Below are 16,423 nucleotides of genomic sequence, written 5' to 3'. Positions count from 1 at the left end.
TTTTATAATCAAGCTGATATGCCTTCAGCACCATCGATGGGCTGTGGCATGGAGCCCAAATTTTCTACCCAGGCATCGACGGTAGCCTGATCGACAAAACGACCAGCATCGACATCGGCCATACCCTCAAGGGTCATCGCATAGTGTGGTTGTCGCAGGTCGATATCTTCAGCCATCCAAGACACCCTTTCCCCCGCTCTCCCCGGCGAAGGCCGGGGCCCAGATTCAGCCTGAGCGTTTGGAGATGATGCGCCTTCGACCACGCAAAATCACGGCGGCATGTGGGTTCGATCTGGATCCCGGCCTTCGCCGGGAAGAGCGGATTAAGGGTGGGCGAAGACTTCGGCCCTTCTCCTAAGCCGCCTCCACCCCGAACTGCAGTTTCGCCAGCCGCGAATACAGCCCGCCGCGCGCCGAGAGTTCGGCGTGGGTGCCCTGTTCGACCACGCGGCCGTCTTCCATGACCACGATGCGATCGGCCTTCAGCACTGTGGCCAGGCGGTGGGCGATGACCAGGGTGGTGCGGCCGGCCATGGCGGCGTGCAGGGCCTGCTGGACCAGGCGTTCGTTCTCGGCGTCCAGGGCGCTGGTGGCCTCATCGAGCAGCAGGATGGGGGCCTGGCGCACCAGGGCCCGGGCGATGGCCAGACGCTGGCGCTGGCCGCCCGACAGGGTCTTGGCGCGTTCACCCACCGGGGTGTCGAAACCCTGCGGCAGGGCTTCCAGGAAGCCGGTGGCCTGGGCGGCGGCGGCGGCTTCGCGGGCCTCGGCTTCGGTTGCGTCCTCGCGGCCAAAACGGATGTTGTCCAGGGCCGAGCCCGAGAACAGCGGCGAGTCCTGGGCCACCAGGGCCATGCGCTGACGCACCTCGGAAGGATCCGCGTCGCGCAGATCGACGCCGTCGAGGCGGATGACGCCCTCCTGCGGGTCGTAGAAGCGCAGGAGAAGGCGCAGGACGGTGCTCTTGCCCGCCCCCGAGGGTCCGACCAGGGCGACGGTCTCGCCGGGCCTGACGGTCAAATCAAAGCCTCGCAGCGCCGGCAGGTCCGGGCGGCCAGGATAGGCGAAGGTGACGTTGTCGAAGGACACGGCGCCGGTGGCGGGGGTCGGGAGGGTCCTGGGCGTCTGCGGCGCGGCGATGCCGGGCTCGGAGCTCAGCAGTTCGGCGATGCGCTCCATGGCGCCGGCGGCCTTCTGGACATCGCCCCAGACCTCGCCCAGAGCGCCGATCGAGCCGGCGGCCATGATGGCCAGCAGGGCGAACTGGGCCAGGGTGCCGGGGGTCATCTCGCCCGACAGCACCAGGTGCGCGCCGGACCACAGCAGCAGGGTGATGCCGCCAAAGGCCAGGACGATGACCACGGCGGTCATGCCGGCCCGGGCGGTGATGCGCCGCACCGAGGCCTGATAGGCCATCTCGACCGCCTCGCCGAAGCGGTTGTCCGAGGCCTTTTCGCGCCCGAAGGCCTGGACGGTGTCCAGCGCGTCCAGGCTCTCGCCGGCATAGCCCACGGCGTCGGCGAAGCGGTCCTGGGCCGTCACCGACAGCTTGCGCACCCTGCGGCCCATCAGGAACATCGGGGCCAGGATCACGGGGACCATCAGCACAATGAAGCCGGCCAGCTTGGGGCTGACCACGGCCATGTAGCCTAGGCCACCCACGAGGCTCAGAATGTTGCGAACCGCCACCGAGGCCGAGGTGCCGACCAGCTGCTCAATGATGGTGACGTCGGTGGTCAGGCGCGACAAAACCTCGCCGGTGCGGGTTTTCAGGAAATAGGCCGGATCTAGGGTCAGGGTGTGGCCATAGAGCGCCCGGCGTAGGTCGGCGACGACCCGCTCGCCCAGCCGCGTGATGAAGAAGAACCGCAGCGAGGTGGCGACGGCCAGCACCAGGGCCACGGCCCCCAGGCCGATGAAGGCGCCATTGACGGCCGAGGCCGCGCCGGTGGCGAATCCCTTGTCGATAACGGTCTTGAAGGCCGCGGTCAGGCCCAGGGTGGCGCTGGTGGAGAACAGCAGGAAGAAGCCGGCGGCCAGGGCGTCGCCGATGTGGGCGCGCACGAAGGGTAGCAGATGGGCCAGGGGGCGGATGTCTTTTCGGCGCGGTCGCCGGGCGGCCGCCTCGGCCATGCCCTGAGCCAGTTCAGCACCTGCGCCGGGGCGTCCCTCGACCGAAATCTCTCCGCCCTGTACGTCGGTCATCAACTGTCCCTTGCCAAATTCGCGCGTGTTCTTTATAGCCGCGCCTCTTCGAGGGCCACCCGCAAGGGCGTCCGCTCACCAACTTTCACACCGCCAGTCGGTTGGACCGCCCGATGAAACAAGACATTCACCCCGACTATCACTTCATCACCGTCACCATGACCGATGGCACCAGCTATCCGACCCGTTCGACCTACGGGAAGGAAGGCGCCGTGCTCGCGCTGGATATCGATCCGCGCGTTCACCCGGCCTGGACCGGCGGCAACGCCCACATGCTGGACCGTGGCGGCCGCGTCTCGCGCTTCAACGCCAAGTTCGCCGGCTTCACCAAGAAGTAAGCACTCTCGCCGCAAGGGCGACGAAAAGCCGGCTCCGCGTTCGCGGACCGGCTTTTTCTGTGTCTGGTGTTCAGGCGTCAAAAAAGCCCGCCCTCTCGGCCGAGAGGGCGGGCTTTTTGTGGGATGGGCGAGCGGTCTATCCCCCGAACGCCGCCGCCAGCCGGTCGAACTGGGCCTGCACGGGACGCGGGGCGTCCTCGGCGGCGATCTCGACATACATGCGCTTGTCCAGATGGCGCACGCGCTCGTACAGGCGCTCGGAGCGCTGCAGCAGATTGACCAGGCCGTAGGGCAGTTCCTCGACCGCGGCGCCGGCCACGGCGACCTCCTCGGCCAGGCGATAGCTTTCGGCGCAGGCGGCCTCGGCGGCCATCTCGCCTTCCTTGACCGCGCGCTGCACCAGCAGCCACGAGGCCACCTGCATCAGCCGGGTGGTCAGGCGCATGCTTTCGGTGGCGTAGGCCAGGGCGGCGTTGCGCGAGAGGATCTTGCTGTCATGCCGGCCGGCGCCGTCGAGATAGCCGGCGGTCTCTTCGACCAGCATCATGCCTTCTTCGAACGTGCGGTCGAACAGCTCCGATTTCGCGAAGTCCTGGATGACCCCCGCGCGCCAGGGTGTCGACGCGGATGCGTTCAGATCGGTCATAGGTACTCAATGCCCCTTCGAAAGGCCGCGAGAACGTCTCGCCTGAAGCGGGGACTGCAACCCCCGTGCCAACCGACGCCGTCCCGTTTCGCGACCCGCCCGCCTCGAACCTCGACACATACGCTACGAAGGCGGCTGACCGCCTTTAGACATTGATTAGGGTAAATGAATTCCTAGTCGAGGCGACCAAACAGCGCATTGGCCGCGTCGCGCCCCGCGCGCTTCTTGTCCAGCTGGGCCCGGGTGCGCGCGATCTCGGCCTGCAGCGCCTCGATGCGCTCCTCGAGCTCGGCGACGCCATAGATCTCGAGGTCCTCGTGCGTCGTTTCATTCAGGGCGCGACCACTGAAAGCGCGTGGCTCGACGGGTTCCTCGAACATCGACTGGCTCCCTAAGACCTATGAACGTCCTTTTCGATCGTTCATCTGACGCCTACCTAGGGCGCAAGGCAAGCTTGAGGGATCAGAGACCATGTCGGAAACGATGACCGCGATCGCCATCGAAGGCGGCAAGGGCCCCGCGCAGGCGCTGGTTCCGACCACGCTGGCGCGCCCCGTTCCCGGTCCCGGAGAGATCCTGATCAAGGTCGCGGCGGCGGGGGTCAATCGCCCCGACATCATCCAGCGCCTGGGCTATTACCCGCCCCCGCCGGGCGCGCCGGTCACCCTGGGCCTGGAGGTCGCGGGCGAAGTCATGGCGGCTGCGGGCCGCTGGAACGTCGGCGACAAGGTCTGCGCCCTGCTGGGCGGCGGCGGCTATGCGCAATATGCCGTGGTCGACGCCCGCCACGCCCTGCCCGTGCCCGCCGGCTTCGACATGGTCCACGCCGCCGCCCTGCCCGAGACGGTTTTCACCGTGTACGCGAATGTGTTCGAGCATGGCGCGCTGAAGGTTGGCGAGACCCTGCTGGTTCACGGCGGAACGTCCGGAATCGGAACAACCGCCATCGCCATGGCCAAGGCCGCCGGCGCCCGGGTGATCGCCACCGGACGCGGCGCCGACAAGAAGGCCAGGGCCCTTGAGCTGGGCGCGGATATCGCCGTCGACACCAAGACCGAAGACTTCGCCGAGATCGCCAAGGCGGCCGGCGGCGTCGACGTGGTGCTCGACATGGTCGGGGCCAGCTATTTCGACAAGAACCTGAGCGCCCTCAATATCAGCGGCCGCATCGTCTATATCGCCGCCCTGGCCGGCCCGGTGCTGGAGGTTCCGGTCATGGCGATCATGCAGAAGCGCGCCACGATCACCGGCTCGACCCTGCGCCCCCGCTCGGCCGACGAGAAAGCCCGTCTGGCCTCCGAGATCGAACGGGTCGTCTGGCCCTGGATCGCGGCGGGCAAGCTGAAGCCGATCGTCGACGCGACCTTCCCGCTGGAAGATGCGGCCCAGGCGCATGCGCATCTCGAGGCTGGAGAGCATGTCGGCAAGGTTGTGCTGGTGACCTAGGAAGAACTGTTCCAGCGCACGGCCGAAGGCAAATAATAATTTCGCATGCCAAACGGCGTCTTCATGGATGCTATGAGAGACAAATCTGAACCAGATTCAATAATTCTGCGGCAAACACGCTCATCTGGAACGCCTTGAAATCGCTGACTAGCGCCGATTTCGAGGATGATATTTAATCTTGCAACCGGGATTTATGTCGACCTTATGGCCACTATTCTTGTCGTCGAAGATGAACTGTTCATCCGTCAGGCGGTGGAATGGACCATCGAGGATCTGGGGCATACGCCGCTGATGGCCGAAGATCTGGCCGGCGCGCTGACGCACCTGTCAGCGGCCGGCGGCATCGACTTGCTGTTCGTCGACATCCGGCTCAGCGCCCTGCCGCTGGGGGGCTACGACGTCGCCAATCAAGCCCGGGACCTGCGACCGGGCCTGCGCGTTCTCTACACGTCCGGAAGTCCGCTGACGGCCGACATGTCCGAGCAGTTCGTCGGTGGCGGCCAGTTCCTCCAGAAGCCCTATTCGCCAGAGCAGCTGGAAGCCTCGGTCGGAAAGCTCCTGCACTAGACCGTGGATCCGGACTCAACTGGCGCCCGATCCTGCGCCACGCCCGCTGCATGAATTGGGAAGCGCCATAACCAGCTCGACGACGGCCACGACGCCCGGTCAGACCGAAGAATCCATCGTCAAGGCCGGCGCCCTGCAGAGCGCCATCTTCAACAGCGCCAACTTTTCCAGCATCGCCACCGACGCCAAGGGCGTGATCCAGATCTTCAATGTCGGGGCCGAGCGCATGCTGGGCTACACGGCCGCCGAGGTGATGAACACCATCACGCCGGCCGATATCTCCGACCCCCAGGAACTGATCGCCCGGGCCCGCGCCCTGAGCGCCGAGCTGGCCACCCCGATCGAGCCGGGCTTCGAGGCCCTGGTCTTCAAGGCCTCGCGCGGCATCGAGGACATCTATGAGCTGACCTACATCCGCAAGGACGGCACCCGGTTTCCCGCCGTGGTCTCGGTCACCGCCCTGCGCGACGATCAGGACGGCATCATCGGCTACCTGCTGATCGGCACCGACAACACCGCGCGCAAGCTGGTGGAAGAGGAACAGAAAAAGTCCGACCAGAGGCTGCGGGACCAGCAATTTTACACCCGCTCCCTGATCGAATCCAACATCGACGCCCTGATGACCACCGACCCCTCGGGCATCATCACCGACGTCAACAAGCAGATGGAAGCGCTGACGGGGTGCACGCGCGACGAACTGATCGGCGCGCCGTTCAAGGACTGCTTCACCGATCCCGAGCGCGCCGAGGCCGGCATCAACCGGGTTCTGGCCGAGAAGTCGGTCACCGACTACGAACTGACCGCCCGCGCCCGCGACGGCAAGCAGACGGTCGTGTCCTACAACGCCACCACCTTCTATGATCGCAAGCGCACGCTGCAGGGCGTGTTCGCCGCCGCCCGCGACGTCACCGAGCGCAAGCGGGTCGAGGCCGAGCTGCAACAGGCCAAGGCCGACGCCGAGAGCGCCAGCCGCACCAAGTCCGACTTCCTGGCCAGCATGAGCCACGAGATCCGCACGCCGATGAACGCGGTGATGGGCATCGCCGACCTGCTGGCCAAGACCGAGCTGACGCCGGAGCAGGATAAGTATGTCCAGATCTTCCGCCGCTCGGGCGACAACCTGCTCAACCTGATCAATGACATTCTGGACCTGTCAAAGGTCGAGGCTTCGCAGCTGGACCTGGAGCAGACCGGCTTCTCGCTGAGCGACCACCTGGAAAAGGCGATCGAGATGGTCGCCCCCAAGGCCCAGGAAAAGGGCCTGGCCCTGATCTGCGTGATCGCGCCGGGCGTCAGCAACGACCTGGTGGGCGACCCCACCCGTCTGCGCCAGGTGCTGCTGAACCTGCTGGGCAATGCGATCAAGTTCACCAGCGTCGGCGAGGTCTCTTTGAAGGTCGACCGCGACACCGACAGCACAGCCCCCACCGCCCTGCGCTTCTCGGTGGCCGACACCGGCATCGGCATCGCCAGCGAGCAGTTGGCGCGGGTGTTCGAGCGCTTCACCCAGGCCGACAGCTCCACCACCCGCCGCTTTGGCGGTTCGGGCCTGGGCCTGACCATCTCCAAGCGGCTGGTCGAGCTGATGGGGGGCCGGATCGGCGTGACCAGCACGCCGGGTGAGGGCAGCGTCTTTGCCTTCTCGGTGCCCTTCGAGGTGTGGACTGCGGCCAACCGGCCCGTCAGCGCGCCCGTGGGCTATGGCTCTGACGCGCCCCTGCCCAGCCTGCGCATCCTGATGGCCGAGGACTCGCCCGACAACTGCACCATCGCGCTCGCCTATCTGGAAGACACCCCCTACCTGATCGACGTGGCCGAGACCGGCCTGATCGCCTGCGAGATGTTCAAGACCGGTCACTATGACCTGGTGCTGATGGACCGGCAGATGCCGGTGATGGACGGCCTGACCGCCACCCGCACCCTCCGGGCGTGGGAAAAGTCGCATGACCGGCCGCCGACCCCGATCATCGCCCTGACCGCCTCGGCCCTGAAGGGCGACCGCGAGACCTGTCTGGCGGCGGGTTGCACGGCCTATCTGACCAAGCCCATCAAGCAGGACGTGCTGCTGCAGGCGATCCGCGACTATTCGGCAGTCGCCGCGCCTCGGGCGGATCCGGCGGCGTCCGGCTCGGAAGTCCGGTCGCGGCGCCCCGGCGCCCGGCTGGCCGCCCTGATCCCCAGCTATCTGGACAGTTGCCGCCAGCACGTCATCACGATGCGCGACGCCTTGGACCGGTCCGACTTCCAGCCCGTCACCCTGCTGGGGCACAACATGCGGGGATCGGGCGGGGGCTTTGGCTTCCAGGCCATCACCGACTTCGGCGCCGGCCTGGAGCTGGCGGCGGCGGTTTCCGACGTCGCCGGGTCGCGCACCCTGGTGGACCAGCTGTCGCGCTTTCTGGAAGATCAGCGCCAGGCCTGAATCGGCGGGCAGGCGGGCCAATGAGGGCGCCGAACCGGGACCGCAACACCGCGCGACAACCGGTCTTCACCATGCCCCGTTCCCTTTCGCCCAGAACCGGATTATAGCTCCCCCGTTGAACATCCCGCCCGGCCGCAAGGTCGGGCGCCGTCATTTCTGGAGGACCGCATGTCCGACATCCTGATGCCCAAGGCGACGGCCGTCTGGCTCGTGGACAATACGTCGCTGAGCTTCGAGCAGATCGCCGATTTCTGTAATCTGCACCCGCTGGAAGTGCGCGGCATCGCCGACGGCGAAGTGGCGCGCGACATCCGCGGCGCCGACCCGATCGGCAATGGCCAGCTGACCCGCGAAGAGCTGGACAAGGCGCAAGCCAACGACGCCTATCGCATGAAGGCCCAGGTCAGCCGTCACGCCGAGCTGCTGAAGCCGCAGAAGAAGGCCCCGCGCTACACGCCCGTGTCGCGCCGTCAGGACCGCCCTGACGCCATCGCCTGGTTCCTGCGCCACCACCCCGAAGTGACCGACGCCCAGATCTCCAAGATCCTGGGCACGACCAAGTCGACCATCGACCAGGTGCGTCAGCGCACGCACTGGAACGCGGCCAACATCAAGCCGGTCGATCCCGTGACCCTGGGCCTGATCGGTCAGCTGGAGCTGGACGCCCTGGTCAAGAAGGCCGCCGAGAAGAAGGCCAAGGACGACCTGAAGAAGGGCATCCTGCCGGAAGATCCCACCCTGCGCCCCGCTTCGGAGACCGGCGTCGTCGAGACTCCCGAGGAGGACGAAGAGGCCGATTACCGCAAGTCGCGCGCCGAGCCCAAGGCCGAGGACGTGTTCGGCAAGTCGACCTATGTGGCCGACGACGAGGACGACGACGAAGACTGACCGGTCTCGCGACCAAAGTCCTCGCGACCAGAATGAAAAGGCCCATTCCGCGATCACGGAATGGGCCTTTTCTAATTCAGCAGCTTCAATGGAGCTTTGACCTCAGCCCCTCTATCTCTTCCTTCAGCCTGAGCTTTTGCCGCTTGAGCTCCCTAAGTCGGGTCGCATCGCTGGCGGGACGCTTGGTCTCTTCCTGGATCGAGCGATCAAGGTTCTCGTGGCGGGACCCAAGTTCGCGGATACGGGATTCGATCGCCATGGCTGTCGGCTCCTTGCTGTTGAGAAGAAGAGTGAACACCCGCTGCGCCCGGCTGTCAGATCACATATGGTTGCACGCGGCCCCGCTTGACGTGGGCCATCTTCCTCCCGTGTCGGACGAAAATTTACCATGACGGACTCTTCCAAGACCGCGGACAGACCCCGACTGATCGTCGGAATCTCAGGCGCTTCGGGCGTCATCTACGGAATCCGCGCCCTGGACGCCTGTCGCGAACTGGGGATCGAGAGCCATCTGGTGCTGTCGAAATCCGCGGCCCTGACCCTGTCGCAGGAGACCGATCTTTCGGTCTCCGACCTCAACGCCAAGGCCGATATCGTGCATCGCGCCTCAGATGTGGGCGCCGCCATCGCCTCGGGATCGTTCCGGACCCTGGGCATGATCATCGCCCCCTGCTCGGTGCGCACGATGAGCGAAATCGCCAGCGGCGTAACGTCTTCGCTGCTGACGCGGGCCGCCGACGTGGTGCTGAAGGAGCGCAAGACGCTGGTGCTGATGGTGCGCGAGACGCCGCTGCATCTGGGCCACCTGCGCACCCTGACCAAGCTGTCGGAGATGGGCGCGGTGATCGCCCCGCCGCTGCCGGCCTTCTACGCCAAACCAAAATCCATCGCCGAGATGGTCGACCAGTCGGTGGGCCGGGTGCTTGACCTGTTCGACCTCAACTGGAAGCCCGTCAAACGCTGGGGCGAGGACATCGCACCCATCTCCGGAAAGGACTGAGGGTTAACGCCATGACGCTTTGGGACTGGGCTCTCGCGGCCTATGCGCGACAGGATGTCGCGGCCGCCTGCCTGAACCTGCAGGACGCCCACGGACAGAACGTGCCCTATCTGCTGTGGGCCGCCTGGGCCGCCGGCGAGGGCCGCGTCGCCGACGCCAGGGCCGCCGCCGGGCTAATGAAGCAATGGGACGCCGAGGTCGGGGCCCCGCTGCGCGGCGTGCGCCGGGCGCTGAAGGCCCCCTTCCCCGCCGTCCCCGACACCGCCCGCGAACCCTTCCGCGAGGCGCTCAAGGCCGTGGAGCTGCAGGGCGAGCGGGTGCTGATGGAAAGCCTGGAGGCCATGACCGGCCCGGCCGGCGCCCCCGCCGACGTTCTGGAAGGCCTGCTGGCCGCCGCCGCGGCGTCCGGCGATCCGCCCCGCCGGTCGGCTTTGGAACGTCTGGCGACCGCATTGTCGTGAGCCCCTTTACGCGCGCTCCGCCTTTGCTATCTATCGCGCTTGGCTGCTGGCCAAGGGGAACCCTTCATGACCGATGAACCGTCGACGAACGACGACGATCCGTCGGACGAATCCGACCTCGCGATCGAGCGCCGACTGTCGATCCTGCGCGAAGAGCACCAGGATCTGGACGCCGCCGTCCAGGCCCTGGAAGAACGCCCCCAACCCGACATGCTGCAGATCGCGCGCCTGAAGAAGAAGAAGCTGGCCCTGCGCGACAAGATCGGCCGGCTGGAAGACATGCTGATGCCGGACATCATCGCCTAGGGCGGGCCGAGAGGCACCACTCTATTTCCGTTTCTTGCCGGGCCGGCCTAGGGCAGCGGTCAGATAGCCGCGAATCTCTGCAACCTGATCTTCAGTCAGGCAGCGCTTTGGGAACAGGTTGAGCAGGTTGTCACTCTGAAACAGCACCAAGCTGGTGTCATCTTCCAACCATTTGACAAAGTCGCTCCATGCCAAACGGTTGTTGCCAGTTGCGGCGGTCACCTGAAGTCCGGCCGAGTCCCAAGCGAAAGCGATGTCACCGCCTATACTTTTTTGTTGTTCCAGTAGGCGCTTGGCACGGCGCGGCAGTGTCACTTTATCGACAAGCAGATTCATGGTCGCCAAAAAGACGATCAGAAGCGGCAAGACCGGATCCCATAAGATCACCCGCCACCCATGCTCAAGAATATCATGCCAGTTAGACAGGAAGTATACGGCGGCCAGGAATAGCGGAGCCCACTGGGACAACTTGACGGAGAAGTTGTTCCGGCGCTGAAGCCGCCAGGCGGCAAGCAGGTCTGGCGGGGTCAGTGTGACAGTCGTGGATGACATGGGAACCTCGCGCATAAACCCCTAGACCACTTAACCCGCTGTCCATTTCGAGCCAAGCTTGTCCGCTAACCCACAGACGATTGCCTGGTGGAAATGACGGAGCTTGAGAAACTGGGCTTGGGCGTCCCGAAGCCCTGAACGTCGATCCGCCCCTAAGGCAGCCGCCCCTTAGCAATAACCTCGGCCGCCGGCCGCTTGCGCACCACGAACTCGATGGCGCACTCGGTGGTGGGCAGGCGCGTCTGATCGAAGCGCTGCTGGCCGTGATAGAAGGTGCTGTTGAGGCACTCCACCTTCTGAACCTCGGCCTGCGGCCCCAGGTGGCGCAGCAGATCCAGCACATTGAGCGACCGCTCACTCCACGAGTCCGGCTTGAAGACCGTAAAGGTCCACTTGTGGTCGTCGTTGAAGGTGCTGGGAAACACGCCCTGCTCGTAGAGGTCCTCGTCGGGGACGATCACCACCATGTGCCCGCCGGGCTTGAGCACGCGCAGCCAGTTGCGCAGGCTGACCATCGGATCGACCAGATGCTCCAGGCAGTGGCTGGAATGGACGAAGTCGTAGGTTTCGTCGGCGACCGATTCCAGGACCTGGCCGTCGCCCTGTGGCAGGTCCCAGGTGTCGCATCCCGTCATCAGGGGAAAGAACGGCTTGAAGCTGGACAGGGGATCGGGCGCGCCGCCGACATCCAGGCCCTGCCCCACGAAATAGTGGCTGGCGAACTTGGGGTCGTGCATCCGGCGAACGATCGACTTGGCGCATTCGTGTGTCATGCGGGACCCCTGTGACGAACAGCGTTCATCGCCCAATTCGCCGGCTTTGTCAGGAGGCCCGGCTCAGAGGCCTGGATCAGTGGGCCAGGCAGGCTTCCAGCGCCCGCACGCCGTTCAGCAGCTTGGCCGGGGTGATCGGCTTTTCGAGGCGGGCGTCGGCCCATTCGTCCTCGTGGAGACGGCGGGGATCGATGGCCGAGGCCAGCAGGGTGCTGGTCAGCTTGCCCCGACGCTTGCGGATGGCGCGGATCAGTTCGCCGCCGGTCATGCGCGGCATGTAGAAGTCGGTGATCACCAGATCGGGGGCGAACGTATCCAGCACGTCCAGCGCTTCGACGCCGTCGCGGCAGACCAGGACGTCGAAACCGGCCTCGCCCAGCGTGATCTCATAGATCATCGCCAGGATCGGATCGTCCTCGGCGATCAGAATTCGCTGCATTTATTGCGCCCCACACGCCTGACACCAGTCAGAGCGCTTTTGCTTAACCAACCGTTAAAATTGGTAGCGCGCTGGAGCGGGAAGAGTCCCTGCGCAAAACGTCGCAAGACCCTGAGGCGAGCGGCGGGGGTGCTAAACCCTAGAGCATTTTCGAGCGAAGTGGATTCCGGTTCGCGTGAAGAAAATGCGTTAAAATAGAGATCTAGAGCATCGGACTGACGCAGTCAGGACGGGGAATGCTCTAGGCCTGCTTTCGCTTGCGCACGAACATCGCCGCGTCGGCCTCGGCCAGGGCGACCTCGGGATCCGAACCCGGCGCGATCTCGCGCACGCCCCACGAGATGTGCAGGGGCGCCGACCATTCGCCAAACTCGACCGGCGTATCCTGGATGGCGGCGGCCAGGCTGGCGGCCTTGGACAGGGCGGTTTCCTTGTCGGCCTGGGCCAGCAGCACGGCGAACTCGTCGCCGCCCATGCGCCCGACCACGTCGCTCTCGCGGACATTGGCCAGCAGGCGACGGGCGACGGCCTGCAGGGCCGCGTCGCCGGCCGCGTGGCCAAAACGGTCATTGACGTTCTTGAAGCCGTCCAGGTCGAAGAACACCACGCTGGCGGGCGAGCCATAGCGCTGGGCGAAGGCGGCCACCCGCTTCATCTCGCGCAGGAAGGCGCGGCGGTTCAGCACCGGGGTCAGCACGTCCTGGTCGGCCTGCATCTGGGCTTCGTTGAGCCTAAGCTTCAGCCGCGAGACCTCGCCGCGCAGGTCGTCGATCTCGGTCATCAGGGTGGTGAGCGCTTCCTGCACCTGCGGCGTCAGGTCGGCTTCGCTGAGGCCCAGAAAGGCGGCGCTGTCGGGGGTCTGCGCCTCGCGCACGGCAACCTGGGCCCCCGCACGGGCCAGGGCCCGCTTGCGAATGGCGGCGAAGGGTTCGGTGCGGGCGCCGGAAATCTTCATGGACCAGGGAATCGTTTCTTGCACAGCTTCGCCAAGTGTTAACGGGAACGGGGCCGCGCGCAATCCGGGCGCGTTTTGGTCGCAGCCCCGCAGGGACGCAGGACCCGCGGCGCCCAATTCACAAGCGCCCTGAACGTTTTGGACTTGCACTCGCGCGATTGACGCGCATACGGGGCGGTTTCAGGCCTCGCCCTCGCCGGGCGGAGCCCGCGCGCCGACTTCAGGGGACCTCGACGCCGATGCCCAACGCGATCCTGGACAGCCAGCATGGGGCGCCCGTCGCCATCATCATGGGCAGCCGCTCCGACTGGCCGACCATGAAGGCCGCCGCCGACGCCCTGGCCAGCCTGGGCGTTCCCTATGAAGCCAAGGTGATCTCGGCTCACCGAACCCCCGAGCGCCTGTTCGACTTCGCCAAAGGCGCGCAGGCGGCAGGCTTCAAGGTGATCATCGCCGGGGCCGGCGGCGCGGCCCACCTGCCGGGCATGGCCGCCTCGATGACCAATCTTCCGGTGCTGGGCGTGCCGGTGCAGTCCAAGGCCCTCAGCGGCCTGGATTCCCTGCTCTCCATCGTCCAGATGCCGGGCGGTATTCCCGTGGCCACCCTGGCCATCGGCGAGGCGGGAGCCAAGAACGCCGGCCTGCTGGCCGCCCAGATCCTGGCCCTGTCCGATCCCGCTCTGGCCGAGCGGCTGGCCGCCTTGCGCCAGGCCCAGACCGACAGCGTCGCCGAAAGCGTCGAGGACTGAACCGCACATGACAGACGCCGCTTTCCCCCTCGTTCCCGGCTCGACCATCGGCATCCTGGGCGGCGGACAGCTGGGCCGCATGCTGGCCCTGGCCGCCGCGCGCCTGGGCTTTGACGTCGTGATCCTCGACCCCGAGGAGGGAAGCCCCGCCGGCCGCGTCGCCGCCCGCCAGATCGTCGCCGCCTATGACGACCGCTGGGCGCTGAAGCGTCTGGCCGAGGCCTGCGACGTCGTCACCTATGAGTTCGAGAACGTTCCCGCCGACACCGTCGCCGAGCTGGCGGCCCTGGGCTGCGTGGTCGCGCCGGGCGCCAAGGCCCTGGCCGCCGCCCAGGACCGGGTCGTGGAAAAGAGCTTCCTGGCCGAGATCGGCGTGCCCACCGTGGCCTTCGCCGCCGTCCATGACAGCGACAGCCTGGCCGCCGCCGTCGCCAAGATCGGCGCGCCGTCCCTGCTGAAGACCCGCCGCGAAGGCTATGACGGCAAGGGCCAGGCCTGGATCCAGCGGGCCGGCGACGCCGAGGCCTCGTTCGAGAAGATCGGTCGCCAGGCCGCCATACTGGAAGCCCCCGCCGACTTTGGCCGAGAGCTGTCGGTGATCGCCGCGCGCGGCCGCGACGGCGAGATCGCCTGCTATCCGCTGTCGGAAAACCACCATGAGGGCGGGGTGCTGAAGCGCACCTCCGCGCCCGCCAAGGTCACGCCGGCCACCCGCGACCAGGCCGAAACCATCGTCATCCGTATACTGACGGCCCTCGACTATGTGGGCGTGATCGGGGTGGAGCTGTTCGAACTGGCCGGCGGCAAGCTGCTGGTCAACGAGTTCGCCCCCCGCGTTCACAATACCGGTCACTGGACCCAGGACGGCTGCGAGGTCGACCAGTTCGAGCAGCACATCCGCGCCGTGGCCGGCTGGCCCCTGGGCCCGACCCAGCCGCTCGCCCATGTGGAAATGACCAACCTTTTGGGCGCCGATGTCGAGGCCTGGAAGAAGCTGGCCAGCGAGCCCGAGACCCGCGTCCACCTGTACGGCAAGGGCGAGGCCCGCCCCGGCCGCAAGATGGGCCATGTGAACCGGCTGCGGCCGCTGAAGGACTAGCCGGACGCACCCAACAGCTTAAGGTGGAGCTTCCAGCTTGGAGCTACGCGTGACGCCCTTTCTCGAAACCGAACGGCTGATCCTGCGGGTTCCGGTGCAGGCAGACTTCGACGCCGGCTGGGCCGAGTTTCATGGCGACGCTGAATGCATGCGTTACTTGGGCGGGGCCATGCCGCGCAGCGTCGCCTGGCGGACCTTGGCCCAGGTCGTCGGCATGTGGCCCCTGCGAGATTTCGGAACATTCTCGGTGATCGAGAAGGCCACCGGTCGCTGGATCGGGCGCTCAGGACCCTGGGAGCCTGAGGGCTGGCCGGCGCGGGAGGTGGGCTGGATGCTGCACCGCTCGGCCTGGGGGCAAGGCTACGCCACAGAGGCGGCGGGCGCCGGCCTGCGGTTCGTGTTCGAGACGCTGGGCTGGCCTTCCGTCGCCCACATGATCCATCCCGACAATGTCGGCTCGCAAGCCGTCGCCGCGCGCCTGGGCTCGCGCTTTCTGACGATGGTTGAGCTGCCGCCCCCTATGGATGTAGCCGGCCCGACCCAGATGTGGGGCCAGAGCGCCGAAGAGTGGCTAGCGCGACAGGCCCAGTAGCGCCCTCTCCATCGCCAGGCGAGACGAGCCCGTGCTATGGCCCCGCCGAAGAAAGAGGGCGAAATGACCGACCAAGCGATCATCGGCCTGATCGGCGGCCTGAGCTGGGAAAGCTCGGCCCAGTACTACCGGCTGATCAATGAAGCCGTGCGCGACCGGCTGGGCGGCGTGGCCTCGGCCCGCACCCTGATGTGGTCGTTCGACTTCGCCGAGATCGAGACCCTGCAGCACGCCGGCCGCTGGCCCGAACTGGCCCGCCGCCTGGCCGACGCCGCCCGGGCGCTGGAGGCCGGCGGGGCCGACTTCCTGGTGCTGTGCACCAACACCATGCACCGCGAGGCCGACACGATCGAGGCGGCGGTCCACATCCCCCTGCTGCACATCGCCGATCCGACCGCTGAAGCGATCAAGGCCGCCGGCCTGACGCGGGTGGGCCTGCTGGGCACCGCCTTCACGATGGAGCACGACTTCTATCGCGGCCGGCTGGAGAAGCGCCACGGCCTGGAGGTGCTGGTGCCCGAGGCCGACGACCGGGCGGCGGTGCACGACATCATCTATCGCGAGCTGGTGGCCGGACAGGTGCTGGGCGCCTCGCGCGAGATCTACCGCGCCGTGATCGCGCGGCTGGTCGAGCGCGGGGCCCAGGCGGTGATCCTGGGGTGTACGGAGATCATGCTGCTGGTCGGCCAGGCCGACAGCGCCGTGCCGGTGTTCGACACGACGCAGCTGCACGCCTTGGCGGCGGTGGAGCGGGCGTTGGGCGGCGGCGTGGGGGAGCTGACGCGGTAGGGGGCTGCCGTGGGTGGTGGGCGGACGCGAGTTCTGCTTCATCAGACTGACGTTCCCCAGGATCGGCTATTGCTCGCTGATTTGCCCTGGATCCGGGGGGAGCGTGATCGTTCAACGCATTCTTTGGAAAAGTTTCTGGAGCCGCGATCCGTTTGCCGCCGCCGGTTCGTCCTTGGTCTGTCTGCATAAGGAGAGA

At 66.5% G+C, this 16,423-nt stretch carries 21 protein-coding genes; 12 read left to right on the top strand and 9 right to left on the bottom strand.

What is annotated here, in order from left to right:
• Positions 1 to 8: 8 nt before the first annotated feature.
• The gene (locus tag ACW17V_RS02215; RefSeq protein WP_492107268.1) at positions 9 to 176 is read right to left on the bottom strand and encodes a hypothetical protein; all 168 of its coding nucleotides are present in this window, start codon (positions 174 to 176) and stop codon (positions 9 to 11) included.
• A 178-nt stretch (positions 177 to 354) separates the two neighbouring features.
• The gene (locus ACW17V_RS02210) at positions 355 to 2,205 is read right to left on the bottom strand and encodes an ABC transporter transmembrane domain-containing protein (RefSeq protein WP_492107267.1); all 1,851 of its coding nucleotides are present in this window, start codon (positions 2,203 to 2,205) and stop codon (positions 355 to 357) included.
• Between the two features lie 113 nt (positions 2,206 to 2,318).
• Here ACW17V_RS02210 and rpmE point away from each other — a divergent pair, with 113 nt between their 5' ends.
• Complete coding sequence (gene rpmE, locus ACW17V_RS02205) at positions 2,319 to 2,543, top strand: 50S ribosomal protein L31 (protein ID WP_421739259.1); 225 nt, start codon at positions 2,319 to 2,321, stop codon at positions 2,541 to 2,543.
• A gap of 136 nt (positions 2,544 to 2,679) precedes the next feature.
• Here the strand turns inward: rpmE and rcdA are convergent, their stop codons facing one another.
• Both rcdA and ACW17V_RS02195 read right to left on the bottom strand, forming a co-directional pair.
• Positions 2,680 to 3,189, bottom strand: coding sequence for a protease adaptor protein RcdA (gene rcdA / locus ACW17V_RS02200; protein ID WP_492107266.1), 510 nt, complete (start codon positions 3,187 to 3,189; stop codon positions 2,680 to 2,682).
• A gap of 173 nt (positions 3,190 to 3,362) precedes the next feature.
• Positions 3,363 to 3,569: a DUF1192 domain-containing protein gene (locus tag ACW17V_RS02195; RefSeq protein ID WP_492107265.1), complete on the bottom strand. Its 207-nt coding sequence runs from the start codon at positions 3,567 to 3,569 to the stop codon at positions 3,363 to 3,365.
• A gap of 91 nt (positions 3,570 to 3,660) precedes the next feature.
• Between ACW17V_RS02195 and ACW17V_RS02190 the strand changes: the two genes are divergently transcribed.
• The 4 genes from ACW17V_RS02190 to ACW17V_RS02175 all read left to right on the top strand — a co-directional run bounded on the left by ACW17V_RS02190 (position 3,661) and on the right by ACW17V_RS02175 (position 8,512).
• On the top strand, positions 3,661 to 4,635 hold the full coding sequence (locus tag ACW17V_RS02190; RefSeq protein ID WP_492107264.1) for an NAD(P)H-quinone oxidoreductase: 975 nt from the start codon (positions 3,661 to 3,663) through the stop codon (positions 4,633 to 4,635).
• A 204-nt stretch (positions 4,636 to 4,839) separates the two neighbouring features.
• Entirely contained in the window at positions 4,840 to 5,202 is a 363-nt protein-coding gene (locus ACW17V_RS02185; RefSeq protein WP_492107263.1) for a response regulator, read from the top strand.
• A gap of 55 nt (positions 5,203 to 5,257) precedes the next feature.
• A complete protein-coding gene (locus tag ACW17V_RS02180; RefSeq protein ID WP_492107262.1) occupies positions 5,258 to 7,624 on the top strand; it encodes a hybrid sensor histidine kinase/response regulator in 2,367 nt (788 codons plus the stop codon).
• 168 nt (positions 7,625 to 7,792) lie between these two features.
• Complete coding sequence (locus tag ACW17V_RS02175; protein WP_492107261.1) at positions 7,793 to 8,512, top strand: DUF1013 domain-containing protein; 720 nt, start codon at positions 7,793 to 7,795, stop codon at positions 8,510 to 8,512.
• Between the two features lie 85 nt (positions 8,513 to 8,597).
• Here ACW17V_RS02175 and ACW17V_RS02170 read toward each other — a convergent pair whose 3' ends face one another.
• On the bottom strand, positions 8,598 to 8,771 hold the full coding sequence (locus ACW17V_RS02170; RefSeq protein WP_492107260.1) for a YdcH family protein: 174 nt from the start codon (positions 8,769 to 8,771) through the stop codon (positions 8,598 to 8,600).
• A 129-nt stretch (positions 8,772 to 8,900) separates the two neighbouring features.
• Between ACW17V_RS02170 and ACW17V_RS02165 the strand changes: the two genes are divergently transcribed.
• From ACW17V_RS02165 to ACW17V_RS02155, 3 genes are all read left to right on the top strand, one after another.
• Positions 8,901 to 9,512 carry a UbiX family flavin prenyltransferase gene (locus tag ACW17V_RS02165; protein ID WP_492107259.1) on the top strand — a complete coding sequence of 204 codons (612 nt, stop codon included), beginning with the start codon at positions 8,901 to 8,903 and terminating at the stop codon, positions 9,510 to 9,512.
• Between the two features lie 11 nt (positions 9,513 to 9,523).
• Positions 9,524 to 9,973, top strand: coding sequence for a TIGR02444 family protein (locus ACW17V_RS02160; protein ID WP_492107258.1), 450 nt, complete (start codon positions 9,524 to 9,526; stop codon positions 9,971 to 9,973).
• Positions 9,974 to 10,039: 66 nt separating this feature from the next.
• Positions 10,040 to 10,279 carry a YdcH family protein gene (locus tag ACW17V_RS02155; protein WP_492107257.1) on the top strand — a complete coding sequence of 80 codons (240 nt, stop codon included), beginning with the start codon at positions 10,040 to 10,042 and terminating at the stop codon, positions 10,277 to 10,279.
• Positions 10,280 to 10,300: 21 nt separating this feature from the next.
• Here ACW17V_RS02155 and ACW17V_RS02150 read toward each other — a convergent pair whose 3' ends face one another.
• From ACW17V_RS02150 to ACW17V_RS02135, 4 genes are all read right to left on the bottom strand, one after another.
• On the bottom strand, positions 10,301 to 10,831 hold the full coding sequence (locus ACW17V_RS02150; protein WP_492107256.1) for a YcxB family protein: 531 nt from the start codon (positions 10,829 to 10,831) through the stop codon (positions 10,301 to 10,303).
• A gap of 152 nt (positions 10,832 to 10,983) precedes the next feature.
• On the bottom strand, positions 10,984 to 11,604 hold the full coding sequence (locus ACW17V_RS02145) for a methyltransferase domain-containing protein (protein WP_492107255.1): 621 nt from the start codon (positions 11,602 to 11,604) through the stop codon (positions 10,984 to 10,986).
• Positions 11,605 to 11,680: 76 nt separating this feature from the next.
• Entirely contained in the window at positions 11,681 to 12,043 is a 363-nt protein-coding gene (locus ACW17V_RS02140) for a response regulator (RefSeq protein WP_492107254.1), read from the bottom strand.
• 241 nt (positions 12,044 to 12,284) lie between these two features.
• Positions 12,285 to 12,998 carry a GGDEF domain-containing protein gene (locus ACW17V_RS02135; RefSeq protein WP_492107253.1) on the bottom strand — a complete coding sequence of 238 codons (714 nt, stop codon included), beginning with the start codon at positions 12,996 to 12,998 and terminating at the stop codon, positions 12,285 to 12,287.
• A gap of 239 nt (positions 12,999 to 13,237) precedes the next feature.
• Between ACW17V_RS02135 and purE the strand changes: the two genes are divergently transcribed.
• From purE to ACW17V_RS02115, 4 genes are all read left to right on the top strand, one after another.
• Positions 13,238 to 13,747 (top strand): 5-(carboxyamino)imidazole ribonucleotide mutase, encoded by a 510-nt coding sequence (gene purE, locus ACW17V_RS02130; protein ID WP_492107252.1) that lies wholly within the window; start codon positions 13,238 to 13,240, stop codon positions 13,745 to 13,747.
• 7 nt (positions 13,748 to 13,754) lie between these two features.
• Entirely contained in the window at positions 13,755 to 14,846 is a 1,092-nt protein-coding gene (locus ACW17V_RS02125) for a 5-(carboxyamino)imidazole ribonucleotide synthase (protein ID WP_492107251.1), read from the top strand.
• A 49-nt stretch (positions 14,847 to 14,895) separates the two neighbouring features.
• A complete protein-coding gene (locus ACW17V_RS02120) occupies positions 14,896 to 15,438 on the top strand; it encodes a GNAT family N-acetyltransferase (protein ID WP_492107250.1) in 543 nt (180 codons plus the stop codon).
• A gap of 63 nt (positions 15,439 to 15,501) precedes the next feature.
• Entirely contained in the window at positions 15,502 to 16,227 is a 726-nt protein-coding gene (locus ACW17V_RS02115; protein WP_492107249.1) for an aspartate/glutamate racemase family protein, read from the top strand.
• Positions 16,228 to 16,423 lie beyond the last annotated feature (196 nt).

Source organism: Caulobacter sp. FV2ye17ST, assembly GCF_058680955.1.
Note: the sequence above shows the minus strand (reverse complement) of the source record. Positions and strands in the feature narration are given on the sequence as shown.